Source organism: Pelomicrobium sp. G1, from assembly GCF_051905455.1.
Classification (GTDB): domain Bacteria; phylum Pseudomonadota; class Gammaproteobacteria; order Burkholderiales; family UBA6910; genus Pelomicrobium.
The window spans coordinates 1-15,948 of record NZ_JBQACR010000001.1; the positions used below are offsets into that span (position 1 = coordinate 1).

General features: G+C 62.3%; 15 protein-coding genes. 14 read left to right on the forward strand and 1 reads right to left on the reverse strand.

The window, feature by feature from the left end:
* From ACTFO6_RS00005 to ACTFO6_RS00035, 7 genes are all read left to right on the forward strand, one after another.
* Window positions 1-123 (forward strand): formate--tetrahydrofolate ligase (locus tag ACTFO6_RS00005; protein WP_439932770.1); only part of this gene is annotated, 123 nt, incomplete at its 5' end.
* 78 nt (window positions 124-201) lie between these two features.
* On the forward strand, window positions 202-930 hold the full coding sequence (locus tag ACTFO6_RS00010; RefSeq protein ID WP_439932409.1) for a TerC family protein: 729 nt from the start codon (window positions 202-204) through the stop codon (window positions 928-930).
* A gap of 14 nt (window positions 931-944) precedes the next feature.
* Window positions 945-1,373 carry a universal stress protein gene (locus ACTFO6_RS00015; protein WP_439932410.1) on the forward strand — a complete coding sequence of 143 codons (429 nt, stop codon included), beginning with the start codon at window positions 945-947 and terminating at the stop codon, window positions 1,371-1,373.
* A 209-nt stretch (window positions 1,374-1,582) separates the two neighbouring features.
* The gene (locus tag ACTFO6_RS00020; protein ID WP_439932411.1) at window positions 1,583-2,608 is read left to right on the forward strand and encodes a Bug family tripartite tricarboxylate transporter substrate binding protein; all 1,026 of its coding nucleotides are present in this window, start codon (window positions 1,583-1,585) and stop codon (window positions 2,606-2,608) included.
* A 191-nt stretch (window positions 2,609-2,799) separates the two neighbouring features.
* Window positions 2,800-3,318 carry a tripartite tricarboxylate transporter TctB family protein gene (locus ACTFO6_RS00025; RefSeq protein ID WP_439932412.1) on the forward strand — a complete coding sequence of 173 codons (519 nt, stop codon included), beginning with the start codon at window positions 2,800-2,802 and terminating at the stop codon, window positions 3,316-3,318.
* Window positions 3,319-3,364: 46 nt separating this feature from the next.
* A complete protein-coding gene (locus tag ACTFO6_RS00030; RefSeq protein ID WP_439932413.1) occupies window positions 3,365-4,897 on the forward strand; it encodes a tripartite tricarboxylate transporter permease in 1,533 nt (510 codons plus the stop codon).
* 95 nt (window positions 4,898-4,992) lie between these two features.
* Window positions 4,993-5,829 carry a cytidylate kinase family protein gene (locus tag ACTFO6_RS00035; RefSeq protein WP_439932414.1) on the forward strand — a complete coding sequence of 279 codons (837 nt, stop codon included), beginning with the start codon at window positions 4,993-4,995 and terminating at the stop codon, window positions 5,827-5,829.
* 17 nt (window positions 5,830-5,846) lie between these two features.
* Here ACTFO6_RS00035 and ACTFO6_RS00040 read toward each other — a convergent pair whose 3' ends face one another.
* Window positions 5,847-6,461 (reverse strand): Crp/Fnr family transcriptional regulator, encoded by a 615-nt coding sequence (locus ACTFO6_RS00040; protein WP_439932415.1) that lies wholly within the window; start codon window positions 6,459-6,461, stop codon window positions 5,847-5,849.
* 173 nt (window positions 6,462-6,634) lie between these two features.
* Between ACTFO6_RS00040 and ACTFO6_RS00045 the strand changes: the two genes are divergently transcribed.
* The 7 genes from ACTFO6_RS00045 (at window position 6,635) to ACTFO6_RS00075 (ending at window position 15,945) form a co-directional block, all read left to right on the forward strand.
* A complete protein-coding gene (locus ACTFO6_RS00045) occupies window positions 6,635-8,329 on the forward strand; it encodes a thiamine pyrophosphate-binding protein (RefSeq protein WP_439932416.1) in 1,695 nt (564 codons plus the stop codon).
* Window positions 8,330-8,596: 267 nt separating this feature from the next.
* Window positions 8,597-9,880, forward strand: coding sequence for a formyl-CoA transferase (gene frc / locus ACTFO6_RS00050; protein WP_439932417.1), 1,284 nt, complete (start codon window positions 8,597-8,599; stop codon window positions 9,878-9,880).
* A 124-nt stretch (window positions 9,881-10,004) separates the two neighbouring features.
* Window positions 10,005-10,937 carry a methionyl-tRNA formyltransferase gene (locus ACTFO6_RS00055; protein WP_439932418.1) on the forward strand — a complete coding sequence of 311 codons (933 nt, stop codon included), beginning with the start codon at window positions 10,005-10,007 and terminating at the stop codon, window positions 10,935-10,937.
* A gap of 198 nt (window positions 10,938-11,135) precedes the next feature.
* Window positions 11,136-11,939 (forward strand): Stp1/IreP family PP2C-type Ser/Thr phosphatase, encoded by an 804-nt coding sequence (locus tag ACTFO6_RS00060; RefSeq protein ID WP_439932771.1) that lies wholly within the window; start codon window positions 11,136-11,138, stop codon window positions 11,937-11,939.
* Between the two features lie 18 nt (window positions 11,940-11,957).
* Window positions 11,958-12,671: an FHA domain-containing protein gene (locus tag ACTFO6_RS00065; protein WP_439932419.1), complete on the forward strand. Its 714-nt coding sequence runs from the start codon at window positions 11,958-11,960 to the stop codon at window positions 12,669-12,671.
* 64 nt (window positions 12,672-12,735) lie between these two features.
* Complete coding sequence (locus tag ACTFO6_RS00070) at window positions 12,736-13,506, forward strand: 3',5'-cyclic-nucleotide phosphodiesterase (RefSeq protein WP_439932420.1); 771 nt, start codon at window positions 12,736-12,738, stop codon at window positions 13,504-13,506.
* Between the two features lie 66 nt (window positions 13,507-13,572).
* Window positions 13,573-15,945, forward strand: a complete 2,373-nt coding sequence (locus ACTFO6_RS00075) for a GspE/PulE family protein (protein ID WP_439932421.1) — start codon at window positions 13,573-13,575, stop codon at window positions 15,943-15,945.
* Window positions 15,946-15,948: the final 3 nt, after the last annotated feature.

Below are 15,948 nucleotides of genomic sequence, written 5' to 3' on the forward strand. Positions count from 1 at the left end.
GCGGGGGCGGAGTTCGTGGTCATGATCTGCGGCGACATCATGACCATGCCGGGGCTGCCCAAGGTGCCCTCGGCCGAGAAGATCGACCTGGACGAAAACGGCAAGGTGGTGGGATTGTTCTAATCGCCTTCGTGCGCTTCGCTGCAACGACAAGACGCTGAAAACGCTGCGGGGCCGGCCATCGGGTATGGAGGAGGATTAATGGAGTTCGGAAGCCCGGAGTTCTGGATCGCCGTCCTGCAGATCATCGCCATCGATATCCTGCTGGGCGGTGATAACGCCGTGGTAATCGCCCTGGCGTGCCGCAAGCTTCCTCCCCGCCAGCGCAAGCTCGGCATTTTCTGGGGGGTTTTCGGCGCCATCGCCTTGCGCGTCATTCTGATTTTCTTCGCCCTCACCCTCCTCAAGATCCCGTTCCTCAAGCTGGTGGGCGCCGCGCTGCTGCTATGGATCGGCATCAAGCTGGTGCTTCCCGACCGGGAGGAGGGCGGCCATGAGATCGATGCCAGCACCAGTTTGATGGGCGCCATCAAGACCATCATCGTGGCCGACGCGGTCATGAGCCTGGACAACGTGGTCGCCATCGCGGCAGCTTCCAAGGACAGCATGGCCTTGGTAATTTTCGGCCTGGTGGTGAGCATCCCCATCATCGTTTTCGGCAGCCAACTGGTGTTGAAACTCATGGACCGCTTTCCTATCGTCATCCTGGGTGGGGGCGCGCTCCTGGGCTGGATCGCGGGTGACATGGCCGTTTCGGACGTGGCGATCAAGGATTGGGTCGAACAAAACATGGCGGGATACCAGTGGATGGTCGCGGTGGCGGGGGCGGCCCTCGTGATCGCGGTGGGCAAGCTCCTGGCGATGAAAACGGCGGCGGAGCCCGTCGTGGACCTCGCCAGCCGGCCCGCCGATCCCCCGGAGACGAGGTGAGCGGGAGAGCGGACATGGCGAAATTACTGGTGCCAGTGGATGGCTCGGAGAATTCGCTCCGGGCGGTGGATTTCGTGATCAAGAAGGCAGGCTGGTACCGGGAGCCCGTGGAGATTCATCTGATCAACGTGCAGCCGCCCATCGTGTCCGGCAACGTGACCATGTTCATCAGCCAGGATCAGCTCAACGACTATTACCAGGAAGAGGGACTCAAAGCCCTGGAGCCGGCGCGGGCGAAGCTCGACGGGGCCCAGGTGCCCTACAAACATCACATCCTCGTGGGAGACCCGGCCGAGATGATCGCCCGCTTCGCCCGGGAACGGGGATGCGACCAGATCCTGATGGGCACCCGGGGCCTGGGAGCCATCGGCAGCCTCTTGCTGGGCTCGGTCGCCACCAAGGTCATCCACCTGGCGGACGTACCGGTGTTGCTGGTGAAATGAGGATCGGGTTCGTTGCGCCGCAGCAAGAGAAAGTCCTTGACTGCGGTCAAGAAGGGGGTCAGCCACCGGTTGCAACCGGCAGGGTGGTCCTCTACTCTACGCAAGCTATGCCTAAAGCAGGCATAGAAAAAAACCGCTCCCGATGCCGTCTGCCGAGGCGTACGGGGTCGGGTTCGATCCTTTCCAGTGATTTGACGAGGAGGAAACGCATGAAACCAACAATGTCAAGGGTAGGGCGGGCCGCGAAGATCGGAGCGATCGGGGGTCTCTTCGGTTTCCTGGCGGCGTCCCCGCTCGCGGCGACGGCGGCTTGGGAGCCCACCAAGCCGGTGGAATTCATCATCCCCGCCGGCACCGGCGGCGGGGCGGACCAGATGGCGCGCTTCATCCAGGGGGTGGTGGCCAAGCACAAATTGATGAAGCAGCCCATGGTGGTCATCAACAAGGCGGGCGGCGCGGGCGCCGAGGGGTTCCTGGACGTGAAGGGCGACAAGGGCAACCCCCACAAGATCATCATCACCCTGTCCAACCTGTTTACCACGCCCCTGGCGACCGGAGTGCCGTTCAACTGGAAGGACCTCACCCCCGTGGCCATGCTGGCGCTGGACGAGTTCGTGCTGTGGGTGAACGCCGAGACACCGTTCAAATCCCCCAAGGAATACATCGAGCACTGCAAGAAAGAGGGCCCGGGCAAGTGCAAGATGGGGGGTACCGGCTCCAAGCAGGAAGACCAGATCATCACGGTGGGCATCGAGCAGGCGACCGGCGTGAAGTTCACCTACGTGCCCTTCAAGGGCGGCGGCGACGTGGCCGTACAGCTCGTGGGCAAGCACGTGGACTCCACCGTCAACAACCCGATCGAGGCCGTGGGTCACTGGCGCAGCGGCAAGCTGCGGCCCCTGTGCGTGTTCGACACCCAGCGCATGCCCTACAAGGACAAAGTGACCACCGACATGGCCTGGGCCGACATCCCCACCTGCAAGGAGCAGGGGCTGGACATCGACTACTTGATGCTGCGCGGCATCTTCATGCCGGCCGGGGTCACCCAGGAGCAGGTGAACTACTACGTCGAGCTGTTTAAGAAGGTGCGGGAGACGCCCGACTGGAAGGAGTTCATGGAAAAAGGCGCCTTCAACCAGAGCTTCATGACTGGGGAAGAGTACCGCAAGTGGGTGGAACAGGCGGAAGCCCGGCATAAGGACCTGATGCAGAAGGCCGGCTTCCTGGCGAAGTAAGGCGCAAGCTCGGGGTTGCAGCATGCCCCTCCTCTCTTGAATCGGCGGGCGTGGAGCGGAGCCGGAACGGCAGGTCTCCCTCCGCTCCTCCCTGCCACTATTCCCACAAAACGCTAGGCGACGATGCGGGAAATCGGCCGCCGCGGGGCGGCCGCGGGTGAGTTTCATGCCTGAATTCTGGAGCACGGACCATGGAACACGGTGAAGGGACGCAAGCGAAGGCGGAAAAGAGTTGCTCGGTCTGCGTGGTGGACGCCGTGACCGCGGCGATTCTCATGTTCATCGGGGCGCTCGTCATGTACGACGCCCACCGCGTGGGGAGCGCCTGGTCTCCCGAGGTGGGCCCGCAGGCGGGATACTTTCCTTTCTACATCGGGTTGCTGATTTTCGTCTGCAGCGCGGTGACTTTTTATCAATCCACTTTTTCCAAGAATCGCGACCGGTCGGTGTTCGTGGACTGGAGCCAGTTCAAGCGGGTGCTCCAGGTGCTGGTTCCGTCGATCGTCTACGCCGTCGGCGTCAGCACCCTCGGCATCTATGTGTCTTCCACCCTCTTCATCGGCGGCTTCATGCTCCTGCTCGGCAAGTACCGGATCCTGCCGACGCTGCTGGTGAGCGTAGGAGTGTCAGCGGTGATGTTCTGGATGTTCGAGGTGCAATTCCTCATTCCGCTGCCGAAGGGCCCGTTGGAGGCCTGGCTCGGCTATTGAACGAAAACGACGGCGGCGCAAAAGCGCGGGTCAAGGGGGGACTGAAGTGGAAGAGATCGCTGCACTGTTTCATGGGTTCGCGGTGGTGCTCAGCCCGGAGAACTTCATGCTTATGCTCCTGGGCGTGGTGCTGGGCGTCATCATCGGCGTGCTGCCAGGCCTGGGCGGGGCGAACGGTATCGCTATCCTGCTGCCGCTCACCTTCTCCATGGATCCCACTTCCGCCATCATCATGCTTTCCTGCATCTACTGGGGGGCTTTGTTCGGTGGTGCCATCACGTCGATTTTGTTCAACATCCCCGGCGAGCCGTGGTCGGTGGCGACCACCTTCGATGGTTACCCCCTGGCCCAGCAGGGCCGCGCCGGGGAAGCGCTGACGGCCGCCTTCACCTCCTCGTTCTTCGGCGCCTTCGTGGCGGTGATCATCATTACCTTCCTGGCGCCCCTGGTGGCGGATTTCGCCCTGGAATTCGGTCCGCCCGAATTCTTCTCCGTGTACCTGCTCACTTTCTGCAGCTTCGTCGCCATGGGCAAGGGCTCGCCGTTCAAGATCATCGCCTCTATGATGTTGGGCTTTGCCCTGGCCGCGGTGGGAATCGACACGGTGACCGGCCAGTTGCGCCTCACCTTCGGCATCACGGAGCTATTGAAGGGCTTCGACTTCCTGGTGGCGGTCATCGGGTTGTTCGGCATCGGCGAGATCCTGCTCACCATGGAGGAAGGCCTGGAGTTCCGGGCTGCCGCCCAGGGCAAGATCAATTTGAAGGTGGTGCTGGAGACCTGGGCCAAGCTGCCCAGGTACTGGATCACGGCGATCCGCGGCTCCCTAATCGGCTGCTGGCTGGGCATTACCCCGGGCGGGGCGACGCCGGCCTCCTTCATGAGCTACGGGGTCGCCAAGCGCATGTCCAAGGACGGGGATAAGTTCGGCACCGGCCAGATCGAGGGCATCGTCGCCCCGGAAACGGCAGCCCATGCAGCGGGTACCAGCGCCCTGCTGCCTATGATTTCCCTCGGCATCCCGGGGTCGCCCACGGCGGCGGTGCTGCTGGGAGGGCTCCTCATCTGGGGACTGCAGCCGGGCCCGCTTCTGTTCGTGGAAAAGGCGGATTTCGTCTGGGGTCTGATCGCCGCCATGTACCTGGGCAACATCGCGGGCCTCATTGTGGTGCTCACCTGCGTGCCCCTCTTTGCCGCGATCCTGCGCATTCCGTTCGCGGTGATCGCCCCGGTGATCATCGTCATCTGCGCGGTGGGCGCCTACACCGTGGCTAATGCCCAGGTGGACATCTGGTACATGATCGCTTTTGGCTTCATCGGGTACGTGTTCAAGAAGCTGGAGTACCCGCTGGCGCCCCTGGTCCTGGCCATCGTCTTGGGGGATCGCGCCGAGGACTCCTTCCGGCAGTCCATGCTGGTAGCTCAGGGGGATCTGACGGTGCTTTGGTCGAACTGGCTGGTGGGCAGCATTACCACCCTGGCCCTCGTCATGCTCTTCTGGCCGCTCATCTCCAAAGGGCTCAAGAGAATCCGCTCCGGCCGGATCGACACCCTCCAGGAACAGCGGCCGGTGGAATGAGCCGGGATGACAGTGGGCGGGGCAGCCGTTACCATAGAGGAAGCTAGCCGTTCTCGGGCGACCGGGTCCTGAACGCGGGTTGGAGGGTTGAAACGATGCCAGTCATCGCGATGAACCAGGAGATGGGCTCCAAGGGCAAGGATGTGGCCGCCTTGCTGGCACAGCAACTAGGCCTGGCGCTGGTCCGGCACGAGGTGGTGGACCACGTGGCCGAGAAGATGCGGGCTAGAAAGAGTCTTATCCGCCGCATCATGGAAGGCAAGGCCGGCCTCATCGAGGGCATGGCCACCGACAAGAAAAGCCTGGCCATATACACCGCCGAGGAGGTATTCGAGCTCGCCCTGAAGGGAAACGTGGTCATCCGCGGATGGGGCGCCACCTACCTGCTCAGGCAGGTGCCCCACATCCCCTGTGTCCGGGTGTGTGCTCCCATGGAAGTGCGGGTGAAGTGGATGATGGAGCGGCTCGAGACCGACGACGAGGAACTGGTGCGCCAGGAGCTGCGGCGCAGCGACGCTGCCCACATCGCCAACATGCAGCAGCGCTTCGGCGTCACTTGGGGCGATCCCTTGATCTACGACCTGGTGCTCAACACCGAACGGCTATCGGTGGAGACTTGCGTGGAGGAGATCAAGCTGCTCTTGCAGCGCCCGGAGTTTCAGGAAACTCCGGAATCGCGGACCAAGCTGCAGAACCTAGCGCTGGAGGCGCGGGTGCGGGCGGCGCTCAAGAGTGATCCCGACACCGACGACATCAACATCACCATCGAGGCCGACAACGGCCGTGTGAAGCTGCTCGGCATCGTGTTGCACGACAGCGAGCGCGGCGCGGCGGAGAAGACGGCGCGCGCCGTGCCGGGCGTGACGGCGGTCGAAAACCAGCTCAAGGTCATGAGCCGGGCGCGTATTTTCACGTCCGAGAAATACGATTGAGCCCGGGACCCGGGGTTTTAGATCACGATCTTGCCCTTGTGCTTGAGCCGGCTTAGGGTTTCCGGCGACAGATTGAGGTAGGACGCTAGCTCTTTCTTGGGAAGCCGCTCCGTCAGCTCGGGGTGCTTACGCATGAAGCGATGCACCCGGCCAGGGGCGTCCAGTAGGTGGAGCGTGATGGTATGGGCCATCACCTCGCTCATCAGCTTCATCACCTCGAATTCGAAGTCGGCCTTAACGCTCGGGTGACGATCCATGAAGCGAACCCACTGCTCCATGGAAAGCTTGGCGGCGCGCACCCGGGTGACGGCGCGGATCGAGTACGGGATAGGGGTCTTCAGGCGCCAGGCGGCGTAGCTCGTATCGATGTCGCTTTCCGCTGCGAAGCGCAGGATCATCTCCTTCCCTTCCTTGTTGGTCACCACCCGCTTGAGAATGCCTTCGATGATGAAGTACTGCTCCATGGAAAGGTCGCCCTGGTTTTCCAGGGACTTCCCCTTCGGGTAGTCGGCGATCTCCAGCAAAGGTTCAAGTTCCGCCCACGCTACCGGCGACATGTTCTTGAGGACCAGGTTCTGCCGGAGCTGCAGGCGCAAAATCTTGTATTCGGGGTGGGCGACCAGAGCGACCATCGGGGGACGGCGGGTTCGACGAACGTCAGCCGGTAGAAGGGGGCGGAGAAGCTGGATTATTGACCGCGGTCAATGCCGAATGCCCGACAACTGCTTAAATTTCTGTATAAATTTTAATTGTATTTCATCGAGCGCAGGGTTCGCAATTCCCAACGAACAGTCAGGAGGAAGTTATGGGAACCGTTGAAACACAAGTCGCCAGCGGGCAGGACGTTAAGCTCATCAGCGGCGGCCAGATCGTGGCCAAGTTCCTCAAGCAAGAGGGCATCAACCACATCTTCACCATTTCCGGCGGGCACATCATCGACATCTACAACGGCTGCCTGGACGAGGGCATCCGCATCGTGGACGTGCGCCACGAGCAGGTGGCCGCCCACGCGGCCGACGCCTACGCCAGGATCACCGGCAATCTCGGGTGCGCGGTGGTGACCGCCGGCCCGGGCACCACCGACGCGGTGACGGGCGTGGCCAACGCTTTCCGGGCGGAGTCGCCCATGCTGCTGATCGGCGGCGGCGGGCCGCTCAAGCAGTACAAGATGGGCGCGCTGCAGGACCTCGCCCACGTCCCCATGATGACGCCGATCACCAAGTTCGCTTCCACGGTGATGACCACCGAGCGTTGCGCGGAGATGATGAGCCAGGCGGTGCGCGAGATGTACAACGGCGCGCCGGGCCCGGGCTACCTGGAAATCCCGCACGACGTGCTGGACGCCAAGGTAGACGCGTCCAAGGTGCGCATCCCCAAGAACTACCGGGTGCGGGGCGAATTCATCGGCGATCCCAACGAGCTGGCCAAGGCGGCCGAGGCCATCGCCACCGCGGAGCGCCCGGTGGTCCTGTTCGGCACCCAGACCCGCACCTGCCGGGCTCACGAAGCGGTGGACCGCTTCGCCCGCCACTTCAACATCCCGGTGTACGTGAACGGCGCGGCGCGCGGCACTCTGCCCCGCAACCACCCATACAACTTCATGCCCTCCCGGCGCGTCGCCTTCGACAACGCGGACGTGATCTTCCTCGTGGGCACGCCTTTGGATTTTCGCATGGGCTACGGCCGGCGGCTCAACCCCAAGGCGAAGGTCATCATCCTCGACATGGACTACAAGAACGTCGGGTACAACCGGGACTTCGACATCGGCCTGGTCGGCAACATCCGGGCGATCCTCAACGCCATGTGCGAAGCATCCAAGGGCGACGTGGCGCGCAAGCACGATCCCTTCATCAAGATGCTGCGCGAAGAAGAGGAAAAGACCAAAAGCAAGAACGACAAGATCGTCAAGGACGACAGCCGCGTGCCGATTCACCCGCTGCGCCTGGTTCACGAGATCAACGAATTCCTGCTGGAGGACACCGTGTTCATCGGCGACGGGGGCGATATCGTGACCTTCTCGGGTTCGGTGGTGAAGCCTCACAAGCCTGGCGGCTGGATGGATCCGGGTCCCCTGGGGACCCTCGGCGTGGGCACCGGTTTCGCCCTCGCGTCGAAGCTCCTGCAGCCCGAGCGCGACGTGGTGGTGCTCTTCGGTGACGGCTCTTTCGGCCTGACCGGCTTCGATTTCGAGACCATGGTGCGCAACAAGCTGCCCTTCGTCGGGGTGATCGGCAACAACGCCTCGTGGAACCAGATCCGCTATGGCCAGGCGATGAAGTACGGCAAGGAACGGGGCGACGTGGGCAACGTGACCGCCGACGTCCGCTTCGATAAGTTCGCCGAGGCGATGGGCGGCTTCGGCATCCGGGTGACCGAGCCCAACCAGATCCGGCCGGCGCTGGAGAAGGCCCGGGATGCGGGCGTGCCGGCCCTGGTGGACGTGGTGATCGACCGGGAGGTGTACTCGAGCGGCACCATGAATCAGACCATGTACAAGTAAGGCGTCACGGTAGGGCCGCGGCGCCCGCGCGCCGCGGCCTGCCGCAGGCTCCCTTATTCTCGGCATATAATCCGACCCGTGCGACCGCCGGTCCTGCGGCGGCAAAGGTGGGCCTACCGAGCGTCCTAAAAAAATGCTTCACGGCGCTCGGCCCTCTCCCCCAGGGAGAGGGAGAGGGGAGAGCTGTAAATGGTTTGTCAACCATTTACCGGAGGCGTAGGAAAAGGCCGGCATCCGGTTCCCAAGTCATGAGGAGGTGAAATTTTCATGGACAAGGCACTCTCGGGATTTCGAATCCTGGACATGACCCACGTTCAGGCGGGGCCGACCGCCTCGCAATTGCTTGCTTGGCTCGGAGCTGACGTGATCAAGCTGGAGCCCCCCACGGGGGACGTGACCCGCGGGCAGTTGCGCGACGTCCCGAACGCGGACAGCCTGTATTTCACCATGCTCAACTGCAACAAGCGGTCGATCACGGTGAACCTCAAGAACCCCATGGGCAAGGAGGTGCTGACCGACCTGATCAAGAGGTGCGACGTGCTCATGGAAAACTTCGGCCCCGGGGTGCTGGACCGGCTGGGTTTCTCCTGGGAGAAGGTGCGGCAGATCAACCCGCGCATCGTCATGGCCTCCATCAAGGGATTCGGCAGCTCCGGCCCCTACGCCGATTTCAAGGCCTACGAGAACGTGGCCCAGGCCATGGGAGGCTCCATGAGCACCACCGGTTTCCCCGACGGGCCGCCCCTGGTGACCGGCGCCCAGATCGGCGACTCGGGTACGGGGCTCCATCTCGCTATCGGCATCCTGGCGGCACTGCACCATCGCAACCGCACCGGCCGCGGCCAGTACGTGGAAGTGGCGATGATGGACGGGGTCATGAACCTGTGCCGGGTCAAGTTCCGCGACCATCAGCGTCTGCAGCGCGGCCCTCTGCCCGAGTACTCCGTACCGACCCAGGGGCTGAAGGCCACGCCCCGGGCGGGCAACGACTCGGGCGGCGGCCAGCTCGGGAACGCCATCAAATGCAAGCCAGGCGGCCCCAACGACTATTTGTACGTCGTGGTGCAGGAGGCGGTGTGGGAGGCGCTGGCCAATCGCGTGGGCGGCGAGGCCCTGGCCAAGGATCCCCGCTTTGCCACCATCGGGGAGCGTCGCAAGAACCAGGTGGAGATGTGGCGCATCCTGAACGAGTTCGCCTCCAAGTACACCAAGTGGGAGTTGATGAAGATCTTGAACGAGCTCGACGTGCCGTGCGGTCCTATCATGAGCACCGAGGACCTCATGAACGACGAGCACGTGAAGCTCCGGGAAATGGTGGTCGAGCTGGATCACCCGCAGCGGGGCAAGTGGTACAACGTGGGCATGCCGATCAAGCTCTCGGATTCGCCCGCGGAAATCAAGCGCTCCCCGCTGCTGGGAGAGCATACCGACGAGATCCTGGCGGAAGTGCTCGGCTACACCCAGGACCATATCGACTCGCTGCGCGAGGCGGGGGCTTTTTCCAAACAGCCCGCCAAGGTGCCGGAATACCACGAGCCGCGCACGGACTAGAACCCTGCTGAAAGGAGCGTCGAAATGAGAGTTGCCATTATTGGTCAGCAAGATTTTAGTTCCGGCTCACGTTGGCCTTCGGCAAACGTGAGCCTTCTCTGAAATCTTGCTGAAGGGGGTCGAAATGAGAGTTGCCATTATTGGCCAGCAAGATTTTGGCAAGGCGGTGATGGAGGCCTTTCTCTCCCGCGGCGACGCCGTCGCGGGCGTGTTCGTGGCCCCGGAGAAGGAGGGCGCCAGGCCCGATCCGCTGAAAGTGGCGGCCCAGGAGAAGGGGCTGCCTCTGTTCCAGTTCCCGTCCTACAGGAAAGCGGAAGCCCAGGACGCCTTGCGCCAGCTCAAGGTAGACCTGGGCATCATGGCTTACGTGCTGCTGTTCGCGCCCCAGGAGTTCGTGAACATCCCGAAGCACGGCACCATCCAGTATCACCCGTCCCTGCTGCCAAAGTACCGCGGTCCCAGCTCCATCAACTGGCCCATCATTCGCGGCGACACCCGCACCGGCCTCACCATCTTCCGTCCGACCGACGGGCTGGATGAAGGACCGATCGTCCTCCAGAAGGAAGTGGACATCGGCCCCGACGAGACCTTGGGGGACGTGTACTTCAACAAGCTCTTCCCGTTGGGCGTGCAGGCTATGCTGGAGGCGGCGGACCTAGTGGTCGCGGGCAAGCACAAGGAGGTAGTGCAGGACGAGTCCCGGGCGAGCTACGAGGGCTGGTGCCGGGAGGGCGAGGCGCGCATCAACTGGCATAACCACGTGGACTTCATCTACAACCTGATTCGTGGCTGCAACCCAGCGCCGGGCGCCTGGACCACCTTGAACGGGAAGAAGCTGCAGATTTTCGACGCCCGCAAGTTGATCTATCGCCGTTTCGGCGATGTGAGCGGCAAGATTGGCGAGGTCACCCAGATCACCGATACCGGCTTCAAGGTGAGCGCCCAGGGCGGCCAGATCGAGGTGATGCGGGTGAAGCCAGAGGAGGGCAAGAAGGTCTCCGCCGCTGAATTCGTGCAGGCTGTAGGTATTACGGTGGGCACCATGCTCGGGACCTGAGAAACGGCCCTTTCACCGTGCGACGAAGGCCAGCGGAGACGCTGGCCTCTTTTTTTTCCGCCGTGCTTCCGGCAATCATTTATTTTTTTCTCGAAATCGTATATTTTATAAGCAACTAGGCGAACAACTTTAAGAGGTTTCTTTGCTTTTGTGTCTAATGGACGGGGCGGCCCCATGAAGCCGGGGGATGCGCTGGAAATGGTAAGCGTAACCGATCCTGGCATGGTCCGTGCTCATAACGAGGACAGCGTCGGGATCCTACCTGAGGAAGGGGTCGCGATTCTGGCGGATGGGATGGGGGGCTACAACGCCGGAGAGGTGGCGAGCGGAATCGTCGTGTCCCTGATGACGGCCGAGCTCAAGGAGGCGTTGGCCCGGCAAGATCCGGCGGATGTCGATCTCCTGAGCGGCAAGCTGATGGCGGAAGCCATACTGAGAGAGGAAATCCGGCGGGCGAACGCGTCGGTCTATCAGGCGGCGCAAAGCCTGCCCCAATACGCCGGGATGGGAACGACCCTGGTGGCAGCGCTTTTTTTCGACAACCGGGTGGCCATCGGCCACATCGGGGACTCGCGCAGCTACCGGTTCAGGGGTGACCAGTTGACGCAGATGACCCGGGATCATTCCTTGCTCCAGGAGCAGATCGACAGCGGCATGATCAGCCGGGAGGAGGCGCGGCAGTCGATGCACAAAAACTTGGTTACCCGGGCGCTGGGAATCGATCCCGAGGTGGATGCGGAAATCCACGTCCACGACGTGCGCCCCGAGGACATCTACCTGCTGTGCTCGGACGGGCTGAACGACATGGTGGATGACGAGGAGATCCGGCTCACCTTGGCGAGCCTGCGCTCCAACCTGCCGCTAGCGGCGCGCCAGTTGGTGCAGATGGCGAACGACAACGGCGGGCGGGACAACGTTTCGGTCATTCTCGTGCGGGCCAAGCACGAGTTCCCGGTGCGGCGGCGCGGGCTCTCGCACCTGCTTTCGAAGCTCAAGAAATAAAGTCGGAAGGACTTTCCTATGACGGCGAAACTGATACTCAGCATGGATGGGTTAGTGCTCAAGGAGTTCCCGCTGAACAAGGAGCGCATCACCATCGGCCGCAAATCGACCAACGACATCCACATCGACAATCTCGCCGTCAGTGGAAACCACGCGGTGATCGTGACCATTTTGAACGACTCATTCCTGGAGGACTTAAACAGCACCAACGGGACGATGGTCAACGGCAAGCAGATCCAGAAACACTTTCTGCAGAACGGGGATGTGATCGAAATCGGCAAGTACAAGCTCAAGTACCTGAATGACCAGGCGACCCAGCGGCTGCAAGGAGACTTCGAGAAGACCATGGTGCTCAAACGCCCGCCCGCCGGCACCCAGTCGGCGGAGGTCGAGCTCGCGACCCGGTCGGCGTCCATGTCCATGCCGTCGTCGTTCCAGTCCCCTTCCGCCGGGGCGGTGACGGCGCTGCCGCCGGCCGCGATTCAGGTATTGAGCGGGCCGAGCGCGGGCCGTGAACTGGTGATCTCCAAGACGCTCACCACCTTGGGCAAGCCTGGGCTCCAGGTGGCGGTAATCGCCAAGCGGCCCCACGGCTACTTCCTGACCCATGTGGAAGGGGACCAGCACCCGGTGGTCAACGGCAAGGCCATCGGGACCCATCCTCGGCAGCTTCACGATCACGACATCATCGAGCTCGCCGGCGTTAAGCTGGAGTTTTTCTACAAGTCCTGAATGGACGAGCGCCGGGAATTGCGGGCGCCGCAACCTTCATCGTCACCAGGATAAGTCGGGTGGAATGAGGCTGAGGATTCTGGGCTGCAGCGGCGGAATCGGAGGAAGGCTCCGGACGACTTCCATGCTGCTCGACGAGAACATCCTGATCGACGCGGGAACGGGGGTCGGAGACCTGAGTCTCGAGGAGCTCAAAAAAATCGACCATGTGTTCGTCACCCACTCCCATCTGGATCACGTGGCCTACATCCCCTTCCTGGTGGACACCGTCGGCTGGATGAGAAGCGATCCTGTGACCGTGCACGCGACGCCCGCGACGCTGGAGATCCTCAAAGAGCATTTGTTCAACTGGAAGATCTGGCCCGATTTCTCCTGCATTCCCGACCCCGATATCCCGTACATGCGTTACGGCCACCTCGAGGTGGGGGAAACCGTCGACCTGAACGGCAGAAAGATCACCCCGCTGCCGGCCCACCACGTGGTGCCGGCGGTCGGGTTTCGGCTGGAGAGCCGATCGGCGAGCCTGATTTTTTCCGGCGATACCACGACCAACGACGCGCTGTGGGAATGGGTCAACCGGACCCGCAACCTGCGCTATCTCATCATCGAGACCGCCTTCGGCGACGGAGAAAGAGACCTGGCGATCGCCTCCAAACACCTGTGCCCGAGCCTGCTGCGCGAAGAGCTGAAAAAGATCGAGCTCGAGGTGAAACCGGAAATCTACATCACTCACCTCAAGCCGGGCGAGTCGGATTCGATCTTGGAGGAAATCGAGGCGGCGGTGGAGGGCTTTTGCGTAAAGAGGTTGGAAAACAACCAGGTATTCGAGTTTTAGGCCTTCCGGCGGAACAATCCGCCGGACACAAACGTGCTGCCCTGAAGGGCAGTGGGGGTAGATGCGATGAGCACGGCTCTGCAATCCCAGAATTCCCAGGAGCAACTGGGCGAGATCACCGCCAAGCTCAGCTTTACGCGCAATTTGCAAGCGGTCACGAACAAGATCCATGCCACCTACAACATCGACGAAATCATGTTCGAGGTGAGCAAGGACATCTGCGATCTGTTCGAGGCCGACCGCCTGACGATCTACCTCCTGAGCGAAGACAAGCAGTCTATCGTCTCCAAAGTCAAGACGGGCCTCAATTCTTTCAAGGACCTCAAGCTCCCCATCTCCGAGCAAAGCGTCGCGGGCTACGTCGCCTTGAGCAAAAGGCTGGTCAACATCCGGGACGTGTACGACGAGCAGGAGCTGCGGCGCTTGAGCCCCCAGCTTCACTTCCTGCAGGAGGTCGACCGGCGCACCGGCTATCGCACCCGGCAGATGCTGGTCGCCCCCATCCTGGACGCCAACGACAACGAGCTGATCGGGGTCGTGCAGCTCATCAACACCCGCTCCGGCCTGCCCTTCTCGCAAATGGCCGCCGAGGGTCTCACGGAGCTTGCCAAGACGCTGGCGATCGCCTTTCGCCAGCGGCAAAGCGCGCCCCAAGTCATCAAGACCAAGTACGATCAACTGATCGCGGACGGGGTCATCTCCGCTCCCGAATACGACCTAGCCATGCGCTCGGCCCGGAGGAAGGGGCTCGACATCGAGGACGTGTTGATCGATGAGTTCCAGGTGAAACTCCCCGCGCTGGGCAAGTCCCTGTCGGCGTTTTTCGGGGTTCCCTACGAGCCGTACAGTCCCGACCGGGTGAAGCCCTTCGACTTGCTCCGGAACCTGCGAAGGGAATACGTCGAGGAAAACGGATGGCTGCCCATCGAGGAGACCAGGGAGGGCCTGGTGATCCTGACCACCGACCCCGAGCGGATTAGCGCCTCCCGCGTCGTCAACAACGTCTTTCCCAAGCATCGCCTGGTTTACCGGGTCTGCACGCGGCGGGAATTTCGCAAGACGGTGGATCTGTTCTACGGCGAAGGCGACCTCGGATCCATCGGCGACCTGCTTTCCAACCTGGACGAGGATTCGGCGGAGGATTACGGACTGTCGGCGGACGACATTTCCGCCGCGGCGGACAACGAGCTGGTAAAGCTGGTCAACAAAATCATCATCGACGCCTATAACATGGGGGCGTCGGACATCCACATCGAGCCTTATCCCGGGAAGGGGAAGACGGAGATACGCTTCCGGCGCGACGGCTCCCTCATGCCTTACATCGAGGTTCCGGCGAGCTATCGCAGCGCCATCGTGACCCGCATCAAGATCATGTGCGACCTCGATATTTCCGAGAAGCGCAGGCCCCAGGACGGAAAGATCAAGTTCAAGAAGTTCGGGCCTCTGGACATCGAGCTGCGCGTGGCCACCATCCCCACGGCGGGCGGCATGGAGGACGTGGTGATGCGCATCCTGGCCGCCGGGGAACCGATTCCCCTGGACAAGCTGGGGCTTTCCGAGCACAACCGGAAGCGGCTCATGGAGTGCATCGAAAAGCCGTACGGCCTATTCTTCGTCTGCGGACCTACGGGCTCGGGCAAGACCACCACGCTGCATTCGATCCTAAAGCATTTGAACACCCCGGAGAACAAGATCTGGACCGCCGAGGACCCGGTGGAAATCACCCAGAAGGGCCTGCGTCAGGTGCAGATCAATCCCAAGGCCGGGCTCACCTTCGCCACCGCCATGCGCTCCTTTCTGCGGGCCGACCCGGACATCATCATGGTGGGGGAAATGCGCGACAAGGAGACCACCAGTATCGGCATCGAGGCGTCCCTCACGGGCCACCTGGTCTTCGCCACGTTGCACACCAACAGCGCGCCGGAGTCCATCGTGCGCCTCCTCGACATGGGGATGGACCCGTTCAACTTCGCCGATGCGCTACTCGGCATCCTGGCCCAGCGCCTGGCCAAGCGCCTTTGCACCCAATGCAAGCGGCCCCGGGCCGCCGGCCAAGAAGACGTCAAACGGTTGCTGAACGAGTACACGGAGGAACTCAAAAACCTGGAGTGGTTCAAGAAAGATCCGGCAGCGGCGATGAAGAACATCTACGCCGAGTGGACGCGCAAGTACGGCGACCAGAAGGGGCAGATCACCCTGTACGATCCCGTCGGTTGCGAGAGCTGCGGCGGAACCGGCTACCGCGGGCGCGTGGGGCTGCACGAGCTGCTCGTGGGCACGGACGCGATCAAGCGCCACATCCAGAGCCATTCCCGCGTGGCCGAGATGCTCGTCACCGCCCTGGACGAAGGCATGCGCACCCTGAAACAGGACGGAATCGAGAAAGTCCTGCAGGGCATCACCGACATGCACTCGGTGCGGGCGGTGTGCATCAAGTAGACG